General features: G+C 62.6%; 16 protein-coding genes. 11 read left to right on the forward strand and 5 right to left on the reverse strand.

Annotation, left to right across the window (positions count from 1 at the left end; all coding sequences use genetic code 11):
- Positions 1-11: 11 nt before the first annotated feature.
- From L8F45_RS05250 to L8F45_RS05275, 6 genes are all read left to right on the forward strand, one after another.
- A complete protein-coding gene (locus tag L8F45_RS05250) occupies positions 12-1,289 on the forward strand; it encodes an ABC transporter substrate-binding protein (protein WP_342361834.1) in 1,278 nt (425 codons plus the stop codon).
- A gap of 15 nt (positions 1,290-1,304) precedes the next feature.
- Positions 1,305-2,522: a carbohydrate ABC transporter permease gene (locus L8F45_RS05255; RefSeq protein ID WP_342361835.1), complete on the forward strand. Its 1,218-nt coding sequence runs from the start codon at positions 1,305-1,307 to the stop codon at positions 2,520-2,522.
- Positions 2,519-3,598 carry a carbohydrate ABC transporter permease gene (locus L8F45_RS05260; protein WP_342361836.1) on the forward strand — a complete coding sequence of 360 codons (1,080 nt, stop codon included), beginning with the start codon at positions 2,519-2,521 and terminating at the stop codon, positions 3,596-3,598. Before L8F45_RS05255 ends, L8F45_RS05260 begins: the two co-directional genes overlap by 4 nt.
- The gene (locus tag L8F45_RS05265) at positions 3,598-4,695 is read left to right on the forward strand and encodes an ABC transporter ATP-binding protein (RefSeq protein WP_342361837.1); all 1,098 of its coding nucleotides are present in this window, start codon (positions 3,598-3,600) and stop codon (positions 4,693-4,695) included. Before L8F45_RS05260 ends, L8F45_RS05265 begins: the two co-directional genes overlap by 1 nt.
- A gap of 9 nt (positions 4,696-4,704) precedes the next feature.
- Positions 4,705-7,065, forward strand: coding sequence for a TIM-barrel domain-containing protein (locus L8F45_RS05270; protein ID WP_342361838.1), 2,361 nt, complete (start codon positions 4,705-4,707; stop codon positions 7,063-7,065).
- A 187-nt stretch (positions 7,066-7,252) separates the two neighbouring features.
- Positions 7,253-8,851, forward strand: coding sequence for a gamma-glutamyltransferase family protein (locus tag L8F45_RS05275; protein WP_342361839.1), 1,599 nt, complete (start codon positions 7,253-7,255; stop codon positions 8,849-8,851).
- Positions 8,852-8,871: 20 nt separating this feature from the next.
- Here the strand turns inward: L8F45_RS05275 and L8F45_RS05280 are convergent, their stop codons facing one another.
- Together L8F45_RS05280 and L8F45_RS05285 are read right to left on the reverse strand one after the other, a co-directional pair.
- Positions 8,872-10,056, reverse strand: coding sequence for a MalY/PatB family protein (locus L8F45_RS05280; RefSeq protein ID WP_342361840.1), 1,185 nt, complete (start codon positions 10,054-10,056; stop codon positions 8,872-8,874).
- Between the two features lie 143 nt (positions 10,057-10,199).
- The gene (locus L8F45_RS05285) at positions 10,200-10,688 is read right to left on the reverse strand and encodes an Lrp/AsnC family transcriptional regulator (RefSeq protein ID WP_342361841.1); all 489 of its coding nucleotides are present in this window, start codon (positions 10,686-10,688) and stop codon (positions 10,200-10,202) included.
- A gap of 159 nt (positions 10,689-10,847) precedes the next feature.
- Here L8F45_RS05285 and ald point away from each other — a divergent pair, with 159 nt between their 5' ends.
- The gene (ald, locus tag L8F45_RS05290; protein WP_342361842.1) at positions 10,848-11,963 is read left to right on the forward strand and encodes an alanine dehydrogenase; all 1,116 of its coding nucleotides are present in this window, start codon (positions 10,848-10,850) and stop codon (positions 11,961-11,963) included.
- Positions 11,964-12,014: 51 nt separating this feature from the next.
- On the opposite strand, the gene L8F45_RS05295 is transcribed toward ald, so the two are convergent.
- From L8F45_RS05295 to L8F45_RS05305, 3 genes are read right to left on the reverse strand one after another with little or no spacing between them, the layout of a single operon-like run.
- Positions 12,015-12,896 carry a carbohydrate ABC transporter permease gene (locus tag L8F45_RS05295; RefSeq protein ID WP_342361843.1) on the reverse strand — a complete coding sequence of 294 codons (882 nt, stop codon included), beginning with the start codon at positions 12,894-12,896 and terminating at the stop codon, positions 12,015-12,017.
- The gene (locus L8F45_RS05300; protein ID WP_342361844.1) at positions 12,883-13,824 is read right to left on the reverse strand and encodes a carbohydrate ABC transporter permease; all 942 of its coding nucleotides are present in this window, start codon (positions 13,822-13,824) and stop codon (positions 12,883-12,885) included. Before L8F45_RS05300 ends, L8F45_RS05295 begins: the two co-directional genes overlap by 14 nt.
- Positions 13,825-13,849: 25 nt before the next feature.
- The gene (locus tag L8F45_RS05305) at positions 13,850-15,136 is read right to left on the reverse strand and encodes an ABC transporter substrate-binding protein (RefSeq protein WP_342361845.1); all 1,287 of its coding nucleotides are present in this window, start codon (positions 15,134-15,136) and stop codon (positions 13,850-13,852) included.
- 170 nt (positions 15,137-15,306) lie between these two features.
- Here L8F45_RS05305 and L8F45_RS05310 point away from each other — a divergent pair, with 170 nt between their 5' ends.
- Genes L8F45_RS05310 through L8F45_RS05325 form a run of 4 tightly spaced genes read left to right on the forward strand, consistent with a single transcriptional unit; the run spans position 15,307 to position 18,992 of the window.
- A complete protein-coding gene (locus L8F45_RS05310; protein ID WP_342361846.1) occupies positions 15,307-16,422 on the forward strand; it encodes a LacI family DNA-binding transcriptional regulator in 1,116 nt (371 codons plus the stop codon).
- Positions 16,419-17,231: a sugar phosphate isomerase/epimerase family protein gene (locus L8F45_RS05315; protein WP_342361847.1), complete on the forward strand. Its 813-nt coding sequence runs from the start codon at positions 16,419-16,421 to the stop codon at positions 17,229-17,231. The genes L8F45_RS05310 and L8F45_RS05315 overlap by 4 nt, the downstream gene beginning before the upstream one ends.
- Positions 17,228-17,956 carry an SDR family oxidoreductase gene (locus L8F45_RS05320; protein ID WP_342361848.1) on the forward strand — a complete coding sequence of 243 codons (729 nt, stop codon included), beginning with the start codon at positions 17,228-17,230 and terminating at the stop codon, positions 17,954-17,956. Before L8F45_RS05315 ends, L8F45_RS05320 begins: the two co-directional genes overlap by 4 nt.
- A gap of 28 nt (positions 17,957-17,984) precedes the next feature.
- Positions 17,985-18,992 carry a hydroxyacid dehydrogenase gene (locus L8F45_RS05325; protein WP_342361849.1) on the forward strand — a complete coding sequence of 336 codons (1,008 nt, stop codon included), beginning with the start codon at positions 17,985-17,987 and terminating at the stop codon, positions 18,990-18,992.
- The last annotated feature ends 3 nt before the right edge of the window (positions 18,993-18,995 follow it).

The raw sequence follows: 18,995 nt of genomic DNA on the forward strand, positions 1-18,995 counted from the left end.
AGGAGGACGTAATGAAGACATCACTCGTGAAGACGAGCCTGTTCGCGCTTGCGCTGGCCGCATCGTTTGGAGCGTCGGCGTCAGCGCAGACCGTCAATCTCCGCTATCTCTGTTATGCCGACGGCAATGAGTGCGACGTCTCGCGCGATCTGCTCGATCGCTTCGAGAAAGCCAATCCGAACATCAAGGTGACGGTCGACAAGGTCGGTTTCGCCGTCATCCGCGAGCAGCTCGAGACGCGTTTGCAGGGCGGCGAGGCGCCTGACATGGCGCGCGTCACCAATCTCGGCGGCCTCAACAAATATTATCTCGATCTCAGGCCCTACATCAACGCGGCGTACTGGGAAAATAATTTCGCGACGACCTTGCCATGGATGCGCGTCGGCAAGGATGACAAGGGCATCTATGGCTGGATGACGCAGCTCACCGTCACCGGGCCCTTCGTCAACAAGACGATGTTTGATCAGACCGGCGTGAAGATGCCGGGCGCCGGCGCGACCTGGGACGATTGGGCGAAGGCGACCGCGGAAGTGCAGAAGAAGGGCAAGGTCTATGCCGGCATGGTCATGGACCGCACGGGCCATCGCTTCGCCGGCGTCGCGATCTCCTATGGCGCGAAATATTTCGACGCCAACGGCAATCCGAGCGCTGTTGTCGATGACGGCTTCAAGGCCGTCTCCGAGCGCATGGTGCAGTGGCACAAGGACGGGCTGATGCCGCAGGATCTGTGGCCGGGCGCGTCCGGCGCGAAATGGAAGAACGCCGGCGACATGTTCATCAATGGCGATGTCGTCATGCAGATCGCCGGCTCCTGGATGATCCAGAAATTCCAGTCCGACATCGGCGACAAGTTCGAGTGGATCGTGCCGCCGCAGCCTTGCGGTCCCGCCGGGTGCTCGGCGATGCCGGGCGGCGCGGCGATGGTGGGATTCAAGGCGACGAAGCATCCGGCCGAAGTCGCGAAAGTGATGGAGTTCATGGTCTCCGAGTCCGTGCTCAAGGAGTATTACGAGCGCACCGTTCAGATTCCCGCGCATAAGGGGCTCGCGGAGAAGGGCCTCAACTACGGCAAGGATGTCGGACCGGAAACGCAGGCGGCACTGAAGCAGTTCACCGCGGATTTCGCGAAGATCTCGCCGGTCGCCCATCAGCTTCAGAGCTATCAACGCAACGTTGCGATCTTCAACGCCACGGTGAACTATGTCGCGCAGGCCATCACCGGCACGCTCACGCTGCCGCAGGCCTATGCGAAGGTTCAGGAAGAAATCGACAACGCGGTGAAGAAGTAATCCGCGGCCTCTGACGTGAGCAGCGTCGCCGGATCTTCAACGCGCTCCCGCGCCCTCTCCGTCGGCCATGCTGCGGGGTGGGCCTGGGGCAAGCTCGGCGATATGCTCGACGGGCCGTTTCGCGCGCTCCAGCGCCATATCGGCGCGCACAGGATGGCCTATGTCTTCCTGCTGCCCAACATCCTTGTCTTCGGCCTATTCTCCTTCTGGCCGATGCTGCTCAATTTCTACATCGCCTTCACCGGCGGCCAGTCGGTGATCCTGAGCGATCGGCCATTCGTCGGGCTCGATAATTTCCGAGAATTGCTGAACTGCCCGAGCTATCTCGATCCCAAGACCTGTCCGGTCGCCGGCTTCTCCTTCTGGACAGGCGTCTGGAACACCTTGTTCTTCGCCGTGGTGCAGGTGCCCGTCATGATCGTGACGGCTCTCATCACGGCGCTCATTCTCAATCGCGAGATCAGGGCGAGGGGATTCTGGCGCGCCATCTATTTCTATCCTGTGATGCTGTCGCCGGTCGTGATCGCGGTCACCTGGGATTGGGTGCTGAAGCGCCGCGGCATTCTCAATGCGCTGCTTGAAAATGTGGTGGATGGCTGGAACGCATTCGCCGGGACGACTCTGTTTCCGTTTTTTCTTTTCACAGTGCTTGCGATCGCGCTTTCGCAGTTGCTCGCCCGTTTCAGCAGGCCGCTCGCCATTGGCGCAGCCCTTGCGATCGCGCCGTTGGTCGCTTGGCTTGTTCCTCATGAAGTGTGGTCGCTACCGACGTATCGTCCCGTGAACTGGCTGATCGACGCTCGCTCGGGATGGCCGACATTCTGGGTGATCTTCGTCTACACATGGGGTCATCTCGGCTTCTACATGCTCATCCTGCTCGCGGGATTGCAGGCGATTCCGAAGGATCTCTACGAGGCCGCCGAGATGGACGGCACGTCGCGGTCGCGTCAGTTCTGGCGCATCACGTTGCCGCTGCTGGCGCCGACCATGATCGTGGTGCTGGTGCTCTCGCTGATCCGCGCCTTCCAGGTTTTCGATGAAGTCTACGTGCTCACAGGCGGCGGGCCGGGGCAGGCGACCAAAATGATCGTGCAGCACATCTATGAGAGCGCCTTCATCGGTGACGCCAAGCGTTACGGTATCGCAGCGGCGTCCTCCGTGCTCGTCGCGGGCGTGCTGCTGATCCTGACGCTGGCTCAGCTAGCTGCAACCCGGAAGAGGGCTGGCGGATGATCACGTCTGTCGACGTCTCCGGCTTCCTCATGCGCACGCGCGGCCGCGGCCGGCTGCATTGGAGCGACTGGTTCGTCTACGCCTATCTCGCGATCGGCGTGCTCGTCGTCGCCTTGCCGATCCTGTGGATGTTCATGTCCTCGATCAAATCGCCCGGTGCGCTCGTCGAGAATGATCCAAGGCTTCTGCCTTACGAACAACTCACGACGCCGTCACCGGACGGCCAGCGAAGACTTGGCGTTTTTGTGTGGACCAAGCCGGACGGCGCCAAGGCCGATGTTGCTTTCGTCGGGCCGCGTGGGGTCAATGCGCGCGTCTTTGATCTCGCGAAGCCCGCCGAGATTTTCGAAGTTCCGCGCATGTCGCTTGCCCGCAAGGATGCGGTCAAACCGCGCTGGGAGAACTACACCGATCCGACAATTGGCTCGGCGCAATCGCGCACTTTCAATTTCCTGCGCTATTTCTGGAATTCGACCTTCGTCACTGTCGTCGCGACATTGCTGACGCTCGTGGTCAATGCGATGGCGGCGTTCGCCCTCTCGAAATACAAATTCAGGGGGCGCGACGCGATGGTGATCGTCATCGTCTCGACCCTCCTGATCCCGCCGACGGTCATTCTCGTGCCCTTATTCATCACAGTCAGTTCGCTTGGCATGCTCAACACGCTGTGGGGCGTCATCATTCCGGCGATCGCGACGCCGACAGGCGTATTCCTGCTGCGTCAATATATGTTGACGATCCCCGACGAGCTTCTGGAGGCGGCGCGCATGGACGCCGCGTCGGAATGGAAGATCTTCTGGCGCATCATGCTGCCGCTGACGATGCCGGCGCTGTCGGTGCTGGCGATCCTTTCCGTTATCTGGCGCTGGAACGACTTCATGTGGCCGCTCATCGTCCTCACGCAATCAGAAGTCTTCACGCTGCAGCTTGGCCTCTCAACCTTTAAGGGGGAGCTCAACGACAATATGCATTATCTGCTCGCCATGACGGTTCTCACGCTTCTTCCGGTGACGCTCGTGTTCGCGTTCCTGCAGAAACATATCACTACCGGCATCGCCAATACGGGACTGAAGTGATGGCGACGCTCGAACTCAAGCAGGTCATCAAGAATTTCGGCCCGACCAAGGTCATTCACGGGATCGACCTGTCGATCGATCATGGCGAATTCATCGTGTTCGTCGGCCCGTCCGGCTGCGGTAAGTCGACATTGCTGCGGATGATCGCGGGGCTTGAACAGACGTCGAGCGGCTCGATCGTCATCGATAACGCGGTCGTGAATGACGTGCCGGCGGCCGAGCGCGGGCTCGCCATGGTGTTTCAGAGCTACGCGCTCTATCCCCACATGAATGTTCGGCAGAATCTCTCATTTGGTCTTGAGAATTTGAAAACGCCGCGAGCCGAGATCGATCGCCGCGTGGCGGAGGCGGCGCGCATGTTGCGCATGGAGCAGCTTCTTGAGCGGCGGCCGGGCCAGCTTTCCGGCGGCCAGCGTCAGCGCGTGGCGATTGGTCGCGCGGTGGTGCGCGAGCCCAAGATATTCCTGTTTGATGAGCCGCTTTCGAATCTCGATGCGGAGCTGCGCGTGCAGATGCGCGTCGAGATCGGCAATCTTCACGATCGGCTCGGCAACACCATGATCTATGTCACCCATGATCAGGTCGAGGCCATGACGATGGCTGACCGGATCGCGGTGCTGAACAATGGCCGGCTGGAGCAGTTCGGCAAGCCGCTCGATCTCTACAACCGGCCCGCCAATCTCTTCGTCGCCGGATTCATCGGCTCTCCGCGGATGAATTTCCTCAATGGCACGGTCAAGACGATTGAAGCGGATGGCGTGACTGTCGCGCTGGATTCGGGCGGCGCGGTGAAGACGCCTTGTGCGGCTGATGGGATTGGTGAAGGCGCGCCGGTGAAGCTGGGCGTCAGACCGGAGCATATCGCCCTTGCCGACAGCGAGGCTCGCGATGCGACATTGTCGATCGCGATCACGGAGCAGCTTGGCGGCGAAAGCTATCTCCACGGCGCTTTGCCGTCAGGCGAAAATCTTTCGGTCCGCTTGCCAGGGCAGACGCGGGTCGCGCGCGGCGAAGCTGTCGGGCTTCAGCTCGGCGAGCCTCAACTGCGCCATCTCTTCAATGCGGAAACCGGCAAGGTTCTCCGTCCTCTCTCCTGAGTTTTCCTCATGCAGATTTTTCAGTCGATCGGCGCGATCGCGTCCCGTGCTCATGGCTTCGATGCGTCGCTGGAGCGTGGATGGCGCCTGCGTGTGCGCGTGATGTCGAACGAATTGCTGCGCATCGTCGTCGAGCCGGACAAGGGTCTCCCGCTTGACCGCACATGGATGATCGCGCCGGAGGGCGACACGCCGTGGGAAGGGCGCAACAGAGATGACGCCGCGGGATTTTCGCCGCCGCACGCCGCGCTCGAAAAGAGCGGTGAGGCCCATATCCTGACCGCGGGCCAGTTTCGCCTCACGCTGATGGGCGCGCCTTTGCGCATCGCGATCGAACAGCGCGTCGGCGACGAGTGGCGCCCGTGGATCAGCGATCGCGACACCGGCGGTTTTGCGCTGACGGATCGCGGTGAACGCATCCGGCATTTCCAGAAACGGCCATTCGAGGACAGGCATTTCGGACTTGGTGATAAGACAGGTCCGATGGATCGCACTGGCCGCCGCTTCCGCATGCTGCAGCTCGACGCGCTGGGCTATGACGCGGCGATAGGCGATCCGCTCTACAAACATACGCCTTACATGGCCGTGCAGTCCGGCGGCGTGGTGGGCGGACTGTTTTATGACAGCCTTGCGCCGATGACGTTCGATCTCGGATGCGAGCGTTCGAATTATCACGGCATCTACCGATATGTAGAAATCGAGGAAAAAGGCCTCGATCTCTGGCTGATCGCGGGCCCCGATCTCGCGAGTGTGACGCGCCGCTTCGCCATGCTGACTGGTCGGCAGGCGCTGTTGCCGCGCTGGAGCTTCGGCTTTGCGTTCACGACGATGCATCACGCTGATGACGTGAATGGACAGGAGGTCATCAAGGCTTTCGCCGAACGTTGTCGCACGGAAGAGATTGCGATCAGCGCGATCCATTTCGGTTCAGGCTATTCGAGTCGCGGCAAGCGGCGTTATGTCTTCACCTGGAACAAGTCGAAATTCCCCGACGCGAAAGCGCTGTTCGCGCGACTGACGGAATTGGGCTTTCCCACCGTCGCCAATCTCAAGCCTGTGCTGATAGACGATCATCCCGATTACACCTCGATCAAGACGGCGGGCGGTTTCGTCAAGGACGAGGCCGGCGAACCGGTGCTTGAGCAGTTCTGGGATGGAATGGGCTCTTATCTCGACTTCACCAATCCAGAGACGGGGCGCTGGTGGCAATCGCGCCTCACAAGTCAGGTTCTCGATGTCGGTTTCACCGCCGGCTGGAACGACAACAACGAATATGAAATCGGCCGCGATGGCGCGCTGGCGACCGGCTTCGGAACGCCTGTCACAGCGACGGCGACGCGCCCGCTCCATGCGCTGCTGATGACACGCGCGACTTACGAGGCCACACAGGCTCGCGACGCGAATGTCAGGCCGTTCACCGTCACGCGCGCCGGGCCGGTCGGTTTGCAGCGCTACTGCGAGACCTGGAGCGGCGACAACGAAACCTCTTGGCATACGCTGAAGTGGAACCTGCGCAACGGCCTCTCGATGGCTTTGTCGGGACAGTCGAAGGTCGGTCACGATGTCGGTGGTTTCACCGGACCGCGTCCAAGGCCTGAGCTTCTCTGCAGATGGGTCGAGATGATGGCGTTGCATCCGCGCGCGATCATGAATTCCTGGAAACCGGATGTCGCGCCTGACTGGAGTGCGGCGACGGTGCCGTGGCTCTATCCGGATGTGCTCCCTCAGATCCGCGAGGCGCTGAATCTGCGCACGACATTCCTGCCGCTAATGTACTCGCTGGCCTATCAGGCGCATCAGGACGGCTCGCCGATCATCCGGCCGCTCTTCTACGAATTCCCGGATGATCCGAGAGCCTATGAAGAGCATGATTCCATGATGCTCGGGCCCGACGTGCTGTTCTCGCCGGTTGTCGAGGAAGGCGCACGCACGAAGACGACTTATTTGCCGAAAGGGCCGGCCGGCTGGATCGAATTCCATACCGGCGTGCTTCATCCCGCGGGATCGGAAGTCAGCGTCGGCGCCGAGCTCGGCAAGCCGCCGATCTTCATTCGCGTCGGCGCAGCGTTGGCGCTCGCGAGCGCGACGCCCTTCGTGAAGCCTCATGATGCGCCTGCAAGGCTGCTTTATCTCGCGACGGCCGGAGAGAGCGGAACGGGCGAGGGGCGGCACTTCGAGGACGACGGCTTGAGCTGGGGCCTTCGCAACGGCCAGTTCCTTGATCTTCGCGTTGCTCTGAGCTGGACCGGACGCATCGTCTCCGCGCGGCTCAGCAGAGCCGGCGGTCAATGGCCGATTCCGACCGCGGGCGATTGGCGCGTCGTGACGCCGGGCAATTCGGGAGGCGTCGATCTGAAAATCGACGGATAGGGTGCATGAGGGCGTCGGCCGTCGGGACGCGCCGCCGATCCACCGAACCCGCGCGATAATGGCGGCGGTCATGCGCGGATGACACGTCACGTCGTCGCAAAAATCAGGGACGGCAGACTGTTCCCGCACGCGAATTATGCTCTGATCACGCCCGCCGCCGAGCGCGGAAAGGGGAGGATCACCGACGATGCATGGCCGCCGCCCGACAATATTCTCCCGCCACGGCATGGTCGCCGCGGCCCATCCGCTCGCGGCTCAGGCAGGCGCGCGGCTCCTGATTCAGGGCGGCAACGCATTCGACGCCATCGCAGCGACGGCCGCAGCGCTGAATGTCGTCGAGCCCTTCATGTCGAGTCTCTCCGGCATGGGTTCGGCGACTTTATGGGTCGCCGCGGAAAGCCGCGTCCGCGTGCTGGATTTCGTGCCGCCGATCCAGAAGAGCTTCCCCGCCGCGCGATTTTCCAAGCGCGCCGATCTCGAACGCGGACCGCATGCGGTCGCGATGCCTGGCAATCTTGCGGGATGGTGCGAACTGGCGTCGCACTATGGCCGCAAGCCGCTCAGCGAAATCCTCGCGCCGGCGATCGCTCTTGCGCGCGACGGCTTTGGCCTTTCCGAATTTGGCGTGGAAGAGTTCAACGGACAGGCGCCGCTGTTGAAGGCGTGGCCCGATCTCTATCCCGCTTTTGCCGCCAACTATCTGCCGGAGGGCGCGCCGGTGAAACTCGGTCAGGTTCTACGCCAGCCCGACCTCGCGCGCACGCTCAGCGAGATCGCGGTGAAGGGGCCCGATCATCTCTATCGCGGCGAGCTCGGCGAACGGATCGTAGCGCGTCTCAATGCGCTTGGCGGCACGATGACGATGGCCGATCTCGCAGCGGTGAAGCCGCGCTGGCGCGAGCCACTCGTCGCCGATTATCGCGGCCTCGACATTCATGTGCCGCCTCCGACCTGCGAGGCGTTCCAGTTTCTGCTCAGTCTCAAGATCATCGAAGGCTTCGATATCGCGAAGTTGCCGAAGGATGGAGCCGAGCATCTCGATCTTGTCTGTCGCGCGATCCGGCTCGCGGCCGGCGTGAGAATCGCGAACAACAATCCATCGCCAGAGAAACTGGCGGAGATATTTTCAGAAACGTCGATTGCGAAGCTGCGCCGCCGTGTCGGCGATGGCGTTCCAATTGAAGGACCGACCGAACAATGGACGCCTCAGCCGACGGAAGACCCCGCGCATACGACCTCTTTCTCGGCGGCGGATGCAGAGGGCAATCTCGTCTGCATCACCAACAGCCTCGGCAGCCCGTTCGGCAGCGGGGTGGTCGTGCCGGGCACAGGGCTCTGCCTCAACAATTTCCTCTATTGGGCGGATGTCCAGCCTGGCAGCCCGAACCGCTCGAAGCCTGGCGATGAGTTGCCGATGTGCATGTCGCCAAGCATTTCCACTCGCGGCGGGAAGGCCGTCCTCGCGCTCGGCACGCCTGGCAGCTACGGCATCATGCAGACCCAGACGCAGGCCATGGTGCAGCATCTCGATTTCGGCCTGCCATTGCAGGAGGCGATCGAGGCGCCGCGTGCGCGGCTATGGGACGGTCGTTTTATTCAGGCGGAAAACCGCGTCGCGCCGGAGACGATCGCCGAGTTGCGCAAGCGCGGCCACGAGATCGAAGCCTTCGATGTCGGCTGGACGATGAAGTGCGGCGGCATGCAGGCGGTCGCAATCGACCCTGATACAGGCGTGATGACGGGCGCCGCCGATCCGCGACGAGACGGCTACGTCGTCGCGGTCTAACGGCGCCAGCGCGGAGGCTTCTATTGCAGGTCTGAAAACGCCTTCTTCAGGCGTCCGGCGGCTTGGGCGACGATGGCGCGCGGCGTCGCCAGATTGAAGCGCATGAAATTGCCGCCGCCGAGGCCGAAGCTTGAGCCGTGGTTCGCTGCGATCTTCGCCTGCTTCTCGATGCGCGCGATGAATTCAGACGGCTCCATGCCCGTGCCGGAGAAATCGACCCAACCGAGGTAGGTGGCTTCCAGCGGCATCGAGCGCAGCCCCGGAATTGAATTTACGGCGTCGTCAAACGCGCGCCGGTTGCCGTCGAGATAGGTGGTCAGGGCATCGACCCAGGCCGCGCCTTGGGGACTATAGGCGGCGGTCGCCATGGCGATGCCGAAGGAATTCGGCGAGATGCCCATGGCGTTCATGCGCGCTCGAAACGCCGCGCGCAGTTTTTCATCGGGAATGATGACGTTGCCGACATGGCAGCCGGCCATGTTGAAGGTCTTGGTCGTTGCGGTCATCATGACGAGACGATCCATGATCTCCGGCGCCGCCACGGCCATCGCGGTGTGTTTGGCGCCAGGCAAGACGAGATCATGATGGATCTCGTCCGAGACGAGGATCAGGTTATGACGCCGGCAGAAATCCGCGATGGCGCGCAACTCGTCGCGAGTCCAGACCCGCCCGCCGGGATTGTGCGGCGAGCAGAGAATGAACATCTTTTCCGCGCCGGTCATCTGCGCGTCCCAGCGCGCGATGTCGAGAACGTAGCGGCCGTCCTCAAGCGCGAGAGGGCATTCAACGACGCGTCGATCCGCAGATCTGATGATGCGGGAGAAGGCGTGATAGACCGGCGTCGTAAGTACGACGCTGTCGCCGGGCTTCGTGTAGGCGTCAATGCACAGCGCCGTGCCGTTCACCAGCCCATGGGTGGTGAAGATCGAGTCCGGCGCGACATCCCAGCCGTGGCGGTTCTTCATCCACCAGCAGATGGCGTCGCGATTGGCCTTGTCGTCGCCGAAGTAGCCATAGACGCCATGCGCGGCCATTGCGTCGACCGCCGTCTGCACGCAGGCCGGCGGCCGGAAATCCATGTCCGCCACCCACATGGCGATGCCGTCGGATGGCGACACCCCGAAGTTGGCCTCCATCATGTCCCATTTCGCCGAATGCGTGCCGCGGCGCTCGATCTGTTCGTCGAAGTCAGGGGTATTGGTCATTTCAGTCCTCTGTAACGGGCGGTTCGGAGCAGGCCGGACGGTGGGGATGGAATGCCGTGTTTGCCGGTTGAGCGCCAGCTTCAGTCGCGAAGGTGAGGTATTCCTGATCGGGCTCACTCACGCTCAGACGGCGGCGGTCCCACTCAGGCGAGCGCCGAGAGCGAGATCGTTCGCTTGATGATGCTGCGCATGGCGAAGCTCGAATGGACGCGCGCCACGCCGGGGAGGCGGGACAGGTGCGTCTTGTGGATGCGCTCGAAATCCGCGATGTCGCGGGCCTGCACCTGCAGGAGATAGTCGTCGGCGCCAGACATGAGGTGGCAGGCGACGACGTCAGGACATTTCGCGACCTCCATCTCGAACGCCTTTAGCGCCTCCTCGCTTTGCCGCTCAAGCGCGATGAGCACGATTACCGTCAGAGAAAATCCCAGCAATCCCGCGTCGATCTCGGGCGCATAGCCGCGCAGCACGCCGGCCTTCTCAAGATGCGCCAGACGACGCGCGCAGGCGGTCGGGGAGAGCCCGATGCGCTCCGACAATTCAACGTGGCTGAGGCGCGCATCGCGGCACAATTCGCGCAGCAATTTGCGATCGAGTCCATCGAGCTGAGCATGATTCCGGTCATCGGCCATGGCTGAGCCTATTTCGCAGGGGCGCAGGTTTCAATCGCGTAAGCGACATACAGTGGTGGAATCCTGCAAATGGTTAGGAATGCTTGCTTCTAAACGCCGGGAAATAACGGTCGTCTCCGACGATGCTGGTTGCGACCAGCAAGCCGGGAGGAGGGGCGCATGCGCATCGGAACGCCGAAGGAGATCAAGAATCACGAATACCGTGTCGGGCTCGTTCCAGCCTCAGTAATGGAGCTGACGCGCGCGGGGCATGAGGTTCTGATCGAGAAAGGCGCAGGGCTCGGGGCCGGTGTCAGCGACGCCGAGTATGAGGCCGCCGGCGCAAAGATCGCCCCTGACGCTGCGGCTGTCTTCAGCGACGCCGAGATGATCATCAAGGTCAAGGAGCCGCAGGCGGAAGAGCGTGCGCGGCTGCGGCGCGGGCAGATATTGTTCACCTACCTCCATCTTGCGCCTGACGTCGCACAGACGCGTGACCTCATGAAGTCTGGCGCGACCTGCATCGCCTACGAGACCGTGACGTCACAAGACGGGGGCCTCCCGTTGCTGGCGCCCATGTCAGAAGTCGCCGGCCGGCTGTCGCCGCAGGTCGGCGCGACCGCCCTGCAGAAGGAGCATGGCGGCCGTGGCGTGCTTCTCGGCGGCGTGCCGGGCGTTGCGCCCGCCGACGTCGTCATTCTCGGCGGAGGTGTTTCCGGCTCGCATGCGACGGCGATCGCGCTCGGCATGGGCGCGAGCGTCACTGTGATCGACCGCTCGCATGCCGCGCTTCGCCGTCTGTCGGCGCAATTCGGCGGCGCGGCGCGGACACTGTTCTCGACGGCGGCCACGATCGCCGACCATGTCGCGAATGCCGATCTCGTAATTGGCGCGGTGCTCATCCCCGGCGCCGCCGCGCCGAAACTCGTGACGCGCGCGATGCTGGCGACCATGAGGCCGGGCTCGGTGATCGTCGACGTCGCCATCGATCAGGGCGGCTGCTGCGAGACCTCGCACGCCACGACCCACGCTGATCCCACCTATGTCGTCGATGGCGTCGTGCATTACTGTGTCGCCAACATGCCGGGCGCCGTCGCGCGCACCTCGACGTTCGCGCTGAACAACGCGACCTTGCCGTTCGCTCTCGCGATTGCAAATAAGGGCTGGCGTCGCGCGCTGCTGGAAGACGCGCATCTGCGCAATGGACTCAACGTCCATGACGGCGCGCTGACCTGCAAGCCGGTTGCGGAGGCGCAAGGCCTGTCCTTCACGCCTCCTGAAAAGCTGGCGGCCTAAGTCAGGCTGCGAGGCAGGGCGGGCGAGCTTCGCCCGCCTCGATATTTCAACTTAGCCCTTGAGACCTGTCGTCGCGATGCCGTCGATCAATCGCTTCTGGAAGAAGAGGAAGACGATCAGCAGGGGAACAAGCGACAGCAGCGACATGGCCAGCAGCGGCCCCCATGAGCTCTGACCTGTCGTGGACATCATCAAACGCAATCCCTGCGGCACGGTGTAGAGGCCGATGTCGCTGAGATAGACCAGAGGCGTCAGGAAATCCTCATAGGTCCAGACGAAGGTGAAGATCGCAGTCGCGATGAGGGCCGGACGCATGAGCGGAAAGATGATCATGCGGTAAATCATGAAGGTCGACGCGCCATCGATCAGCGCAGCCTCGTCGATCTCGCGCGGAATGCCGCGGATGAACTGGATCATCAGGAACACGAAGAATGCGTCGACCGCTAGCAGCTTCGGCGCAATCAGCGGCATGAAGGTGTTCACCCAGCCAAGCTTGTGAAAGAGGATATATTGCGGGATCAGCGTTGCGTGATGCGGCAGCATGATGGTGCCCATCATCAACGCGAACCAGAACGGCTTGAAGCGGAAGTCGATGCGCGCGAAAGCGAAGGCGACGAGCGAGCAGGCGAAGACGTTTCCGATCACGGCCGCGGTCGAGACGACGAGGGAGTTCCTGAAGAAGGTCCCGAACGATACGGCCGCGCCCTGCCATCCCCTGATATAGTTCTGGAACTGGATCTGGCTCGGCCAGAAGCTCGCATTCGAGAAGATTTCCGTGTCCGTTTTGAGTGAGCTCACGAACAACCAGACCAGCGGGTAGATCATCAAAAGCGCGCCGGCGATGAGCACGCTATGAATCGCAAGCGCCGCGAGAAGGTCGCGCTGCGCCTTGCTGCGCCGCTGTGGCGCGAAGGCTTCGTCAGCGATCGCCATAATGCACCCAGTAGCGCGAGCTGATGAAGGTGAACGCGGTCGCCGTGGCGATGATGCCGACCAGCGCCCAGGCCATCGCCGAGGCATAGCCCATGCGAAAATGGGAGAAGCCTTCTTCATAGAGATAGAGCGTGTAAAACAGCGTCGAATCGTCCGGGCCCCCGGTGCCGTTGCTGATGATGAACGAGGGCGTGAAAGCCTGGAACGCGCTGATCATCTGCATCACGAGGTTGAAGAAGATGATCGGTGTGAGGAGAGGCAGCGTCACGGTTCGGAATGTCGCGAAGCGGCCGGCGCCGTCGATATCGGCTGCGTCATAGAGTTCCGGCGGAATCTGCTTTAGCCCAGCCAGAAAGATCACCGCCGGAGAACCAAACTGCCAGACGGCGAGCGCAACGATGGTGGAGAGCGCATAGTCAGGATTCGAAATCCAGCTTGGGCCGTCGATCCCGAACCAGAGCAGCATATCGTTGACGACGCCGTCATAGGCGAAAATCTTGCGCCACATCACCGCGACCGCGACGCTGCCGCCCAGCAGGGAGGGCAGATAGTAGATCGCGCGATAGAGCCCAACGCCCGAAATGTTGCGGTTGAGGAGCAGTGCGACGGCGAGCGCAAAAGCGAGCTTCAGCGGCACCGACGTCACGACATAGGCGAGCGTGACGCCAAGCGCCGTGCGATAGCGCGGGTCGTCGAAAATGAGCCGCTTGTAGTTCTCAAGCCCCACCCAGGCAGGTTCGTTGAACAGGCTGAAATCGGTGAAGGAGAAATAGAGCGAGGCGAGGATCGGCCCGCCAGTGAGGCAGAAGAAGCCGATCAGCCAAGGCGACAGGAAGAGATAGCCATCGCGATTGCGGCGCGCCACGGATGCGCCGCTTGCAGCCTTTGCGGCTGCGCGCGCCGGAGCTGCGAGAGCGGCTGCGCTCATGAATGGATTCCCGCGGTGGGAAGCGTCACGCCTTCAACCTCTTCTCTGCCTCCTCGATAAATTGCGCCGCAGCGTCCTGCGGTTTCAGACGGCCGAACGCGACGGCCTCGTTCATGCGCCGGAGCATGTTCGACATGCCGACGACTCCGGGCGAACGCGGCGCCGCCTCCTGTTGCTGCAAGAGGCCGATATAGGCGACGATCTTGGCGTCGACGGGATTGCCGGTCGCGACCAGCATATCGCGCGTCGCCTTGGAGCAGGGGATCATGCCGCTGCCGAGATAGCGCAGCTTCACACCTTCGTGATCGCGATGCAGGTAGCGGACGACGTCGACCATGCGATCGACATGGGGCGACTTCGCCGACAGCCCTGTCGAATTGCCGGCATAGACATAATGGTTCTGCTTCATCGTCCCGCCGTCGAAGCCGTTTGGCAGCATCTGCAGGAAGAGCTCGGAGTTCGTCACCATTGTCTGGATGCCAGCGAACTTGTCGGTGAGCGCCGCCGTCATCGCCGCGCGGCCATGCGTCACGAGGAATGTGGTGATGTCGCTGCCATTGACGCTCGCCTGAATGTCGGCCGGCGGAACGCCTCCTGATTTGCGCAAGCGATCCCAGTAGGCGAACCACTCCGCGAGATCGGCAGACTGGAAGCCGATCTTGCGGTCGGGCGTGAAAAGCGTCTTGCCCATGCCGCGCATGAAGAGATCACACGGGATGTAATTCGAGCCGGAATCCTCCATGCCCCAGAAACGTGGACCGTTCGCCTTTGTGAGATCGACCGAGATCTTCGCGAGTTGCTCCCAGGTCCACATCTGATTGGGCTGCGCGACGCCAGCCTTCTTGAAGGAGTCGGCGCGACAGACGAGCGCGGGACCAATCGCATCATTTGGAAAAGCGAAAAGCTGGCCGTTCACAGTCGCGGCCTTCACGGCGCCCTGCACATAATCAGAGAGATCGATCGGGTTGGGCGTATAAGATGTGAGCGGACGCAGCACGCCGCGGCGCGCATATTCGTCGACGATGTCGACATTGCAACTGAACATATCAGGCGCGTTGCCGCCCGATGTTTCGGTCGCCAGCTTGTCGATGAATGAACTGAAATTCGTAAATTCGGGAACGATATCGACGCCGGGGTTGATCGCCTTGTAGCGATTGAGCGCAGCGAGGAGCTGCTTCAGTTCGCCTTCGGATTGAACGAAGCCGGCATAACGAATGCGCTGCGCGGTCTGCGCGCGGACGAGCGCGGGGGCGGCCAAGGCGGCAAGGGCCGTGACTTTGAGAATCTGACGCCTGGTGCGGTTGAGGTTCATCGCGCTTCGTCCCGGTCAGAATGGAGTCTCATGCTCCTATTTGTAAAACGTTACACATGCGCGGTCACTGTTGTCAAATGCGTGCGGCGCAACGAAATAAGACCGAGTGAGATTCAGTATTGACGGCAGGAGTTTCGGGCGCGACAAGAAGGTGTAACGGTTTACTTCTCTTGTCGTCTCTCAAGCCAGCTTCCGGAATCGGCGACGTCGCGCAGGCCGCAGGCGTCTCGGTCACGACTGTCTCGAACGTGCTGAACGGTCGCGCCGAGCGCATGAGCGCCGAGACGCGCAGTCGCGTCATGCAGGCGATCGAACAGCTCGGTTACACCCCGAGCGCGTCGGCGCGCCAGCTCAAGACGGGCCGCAGTCGCACCGTCGGTCTCGTGGTGCCGACCGTCGCCAATCCCTTCTGGGGTTCGGTCGCGCATGAGATCGAAAAGGCGGCGCTCGCGCGCGGCTATAATGTGATGATCTGCAACGCCGAGCGCGATCCGATCGCCGAACGGCAATATGCAGAGACGTTGCTCTCTTACGGCGTCAAAGGCGTGATTTTTGGCTCGTCGCCCGTTTCCTTCGATCACCTTGCTTCTCTGCGGAGCCGCGGGCTGGTGATAGCTGCGTTCGACTGGCGCGGCACGGATGAGGACGACGCGGCTGCTTGTAGCGTAAGCGTCGACAACGAGCTGGGCGTGCGGTTGGCGATCCAGCATCTGATCGGACTCGGACATCGCCGCATCGGCGCGATTTCCGGACCGATCCGGACCGAAAGCCGCATCAAGCGCCTTGCCGGATTTCGCGCGGCGATGCGCGATGCGGGTCTCGCCATCGACGAAGATTTGATGTGGGAAGGCGCCGCCGTCAGCGGTTACGGTGACACCGAAGGCGCGGAGCTCGGTCGCGCCGGCATGCGTGAATTGCTGACGCGACGTGAACCGCCAAGCGCGGTGTTCGCCATGAACGACCTCTATGCTTGGGGCGCCTATGCCGGCGCGCGCGATATGGGTCTTCGCATTCCTGACGATGTGTCGATCGTCGGCTTCGACGACATTGTGCTTTCCGAGCTGATCCAGCCGCCTCTGACGACGGTGCGGCAGCCGACCGCCGCCATGTCGCGCAGCATGATCGCTGGCCTGTTGGCGCAGCTTGAGGCGCAGCCGACCGGGGCACCGGCTCATCTTAGTGCGGCGCCCGCTCTTATCATCAGAGGATCGACGGCTGCACCACGCCTGCGCGCCGCTCAAGCCACAACTTTTCGCGAACCGAAAAAGACAAAGAGGAAGCCATGAAGACAGTGATGTTCACCAAGCTGTTCAAGGGCCTCTCGCTTGGCGAGATCGCGAGGCATTTGAGCGATATCGGATTCGATGGCGTCGATCTGCTCATCCGTGATGGGCACCAGCTCACGCCGGAGACGCCCGATGGGGTTGGACCCGCGGTCAAGCTGTTCAAGGAGGCCGGGCTTTCTGTCCCGATGGCCACCACCGATTTCAACGAAGCGAACAATGTGAGCGAGCGCGTGTTCGCCGCGTGCCGTGAAGCGGGCATCCGCACCATTCGCCTGGGTTATTACAAATATGCGGGCGCGAATTATCGCGATATCTTCGATGATGCGCGCCGCAAGCTCGACGGGCTTGAGGCGCTCGCGGGCAAGACCGGCGTGCAGCTCGCGATCCAGCTTCATGGCGGCACCATTCACGCTTCCGGCGCGCAGACAATGCGGCTGCTCGAGGGGCGCGACGCCGCGAAAATCTCCGCCTATCCCGATCCGGGCAATCAGGTGGTCCAGGATGGACGCGACGACTGGCGCTTCACTTTCGACTCTCTGAAGCCGTGGCTGTCCTGCGTCGGCGTCAAGAATGGCGGCTGGTTCGCGGCGAAGCTCAACGCTTCCGGACAGCGCGAATGGGCCTCTGATTGGCTCGGCCTGCCTGACGGGATGGTGCGATGGGACCTCGTCATCGCCCACCTCAAGGCGACTGATTTCAATGGTCTGCTGACGCTGCACAGCCACTACGAAATGCCGCTGTCGCAGGCGCTTGATCAGACGCGGGTCGATCTGAACTACATCAAGCGTCTTATCGGAGCTGGCGCGTGACGCTCGCGGGCCAGACGATCGTTGTCGCCGGCGCCAGCAGCGGCATGGGCCGCGCGACGGCGCTGATGGCGGCGGAAGCGGGCGCCGATCTCGTGCTGATCGCGCGCAGCGCCGACGCGCTCGCTGCGGTCGCTGGGGAGATTCAGGAGCGACGTAAGGACGCGAAGGCCTGGGCTATTGTCGCTGACGCTGGCGACGCGGACGCCGCCGCACGCGCCATCGACGAGGCGCATCAACGCGCCGGTCGCATCGACGCGCTGGTGAATTCGGTCGGAACCAACATCGCGCGGCGCGCGCTCGGCGAACTTACGAGCGAGAGCTGGCGCGACATGGTCGCCGCCAATCTCGACGCTGCGTTCAATCTGACGCGCGCGATCGTGCCGCACTTCAGGGGCGCCGGCGGTGGCCTCCTTATTCACGTCTCTTCGATCGCTGCGCGACGCGCGGATCGTTCTGGCGTCGCCTATCAGGCGACTAAGGCTGGCGTGGTCGCGCTCGCGCACGGAACGATGGAGGAAGAACGCGAGCATGGTGTGCGCGTGACCGCCATTCTGCCAGGGATGACCGACACACCGCTGCTCGACAAAAGGCCGACGCCGCCAACGCCGGAAATGCGGCGCAACGCGCTCCAGCCCTCTGACGTCGCGGCCGCTTGCCTGTTCGTGCTCGGCCTGCCGCCGCGCGCGCATGTCTCCGAGATTCTTCTCCAGCCTTCGCGCGGCTGACACGCAGCCTCGTCTTCAGGATTGCTTCATGACCAATCGACCAATCGTCGCCGTTCTGCTCGCGCCAGCCATGCGTGAGATGATGCTGACGAAGGAGGCGCAGGCGCGCCTCGCTGATGTCGCTGAGGTGCGCATTCACGACGCGGCCGTCGACGCTGCTGCGCTCCCCAAGCTTCTCGATGGCGCGAGCGCGGCGCTGACAGGATGGGGCACGCCGCCGCTGACCGCGGAAATTCTCGCCGCGCATCCCGATCTTCGCCTCGTCGCGCACTCCGCCGGCTCCATTCGCAAACTCGTCCCGCTGGATGCGGTCGCAGAGGGCCGGCCGCGCGTCACCCATGCGGCGCAATTCATCGCCGCCGCCGTGGCGGAATTCGTCATCGCGCAAACGCTTTCGGTCCTGCGCTCGCCGCATCGGCATGACGCCGGCATGAAAGCGGGGGAGGGCTGGTTCGATCTCCGCGAGCGCTATCGCGGACGCCTGCTCGGCGCGATGACGGTCGGTATTGTTGGCGCAGGCTATGTCGGACGCGCCGTCATCGCGCTGTTCAAGGCGTTTGGCTGCCGCGTGCTTGTGAATGATCCCCAGCTTACCGCAGAAAGAGTGCAGGCGCTTGGTGTTGAGATCACCTCGCTCGATGATCTCCTGAAGAGCTGCGACGTCATTTCCCTTCATGCGCCGGCTTTGCCAGAGACCGAACGAATGATCGGCGCGCACGAATTCGCACTGCTGCGCGACGGCGCCTTGTTTATCAATACGGCGCGTTCGCTGATCGTCGATCAGCAGGTGCAGTTCGAAGCGCTGCGCAGCGGGCGCTTCAACGCGATCCTCGACGTTTTCGACATCGAGCCGCTGCCTCCCGATGATCCGCTCCGCGGATTACCTAATGTCTGGCTGTCGCCGCATGCGGCCGGCCACTCCGCCGACACCTATGCGCTGCAGGGCGGCGCAGCTGTCGACGACATCGCGCGTTTCCTGAGAGGCGAGCCGCTTCGCCACGAGGTGTCGCCGGCGATGCTGGCGACGATGGCCTGAAGG

This window comes from Terrirubrum flagellatum (assembly GCF_022059845.1).
Taxonomy (GTDB): domain Bacteria; phylum Pseudomonadota; class Alphaproteobacteria; order Rhizobiales; family Beijerinckiaceae; genus Terrirubrum; species Terrirubrum flagellatum.

Bases quoted from the DNA above. Each gene is read 5' to 3' on its own strand.
- L8F45_RS05280 (WP_342361840.1), bottom strand. From the start codon at position 10,056: ATGACCAATACCCCTGACTTCGACGAACAGATCGAGCGCCGCGGCACG.
- L8F45_RS05300 (WP_342361844.1), bottom strand. From the start codon at position 13,824: ATGAGCGCAGCCGCTCTCGCAGCTCCGGCGCGCGCAGCCGCAAAGGCT.
- L8F45_RS05275 (WP_342361839.1), top strand. From the start codon at position 7,253: ATGCATGGCCGCCGCCCGACAATATTCTCCCGCCACGGCATGGTCGCC.
- ald (WP_342361842.1), top strand. From the start codon at position 10,848: ATGCGCATCGGAACGCCGAAGGAGATCAAGAATCACGAATACCGTGTC.
- L8F45_RS05285 (WP_342361841.1), bottom strand. From the start codon at position 10,688: ATGGCCGATGACCGGAATCATGCTCAGCTCGATGGACTCGATCGCAAA.
- L8F45_RS05265 (WP_342361837.1), top strand. From the start codon at position 3,598: ATGGCGACGCTCGAACTCAAGCAGGTCATCAAGAATTTCGGCCCGACC.
- L8F45_RS05315 (WP_342361847.1), top strand. From the start codon at position 16,419: ATGAAGACAGTGATGTTCACCAAGCTGTTCAAGGGCCTCTCGCTTGGC.
- L8F45_RS05295 (WP_342361843.1), bottom strand. From the start codon at position 12,896: ATGGCGATCGCTGACGAAGCCTTCGCGCCACAGCGGCGCAGCAAGGCG.
- L8F45_RS05260 (WP_342361836.1), top strand. From the start codon at position 2,519: ATGATCACGTCTGTCGACGTCTCCGGCTTCCTCATGCGCACGCGCGGC.
- L8F45_RS05270 (WP_342361838.1), top strand. From the start codon at position 4,705: ATGCAGATTTTTCAGTCGATCGGCGCGATCGCGTCCCGTGCTCATGGC.
- L8F45_RS05250 (WP_342361834.1), top strand. From the start codon at position 12: ATGAAGACATCACTCGTGAAGACGAGCCTGTTCGCGCTTGCGCTGGCC.
- L8F45_RS05305 (WP_342361845.1), bottom strand. From the start codon at position 15,136: ATGAACCTCAACCGCACCAGGCGTCAGATTCTCAAAGTCACGGCCCTT.
- L8F45_RS05325 (WP_342361849.1), top strand. From the start codon at position 17,985: ATGACCAATCGACCAATCGTCGCCGTTCTGCTCGCGCCAGCCATGCGT.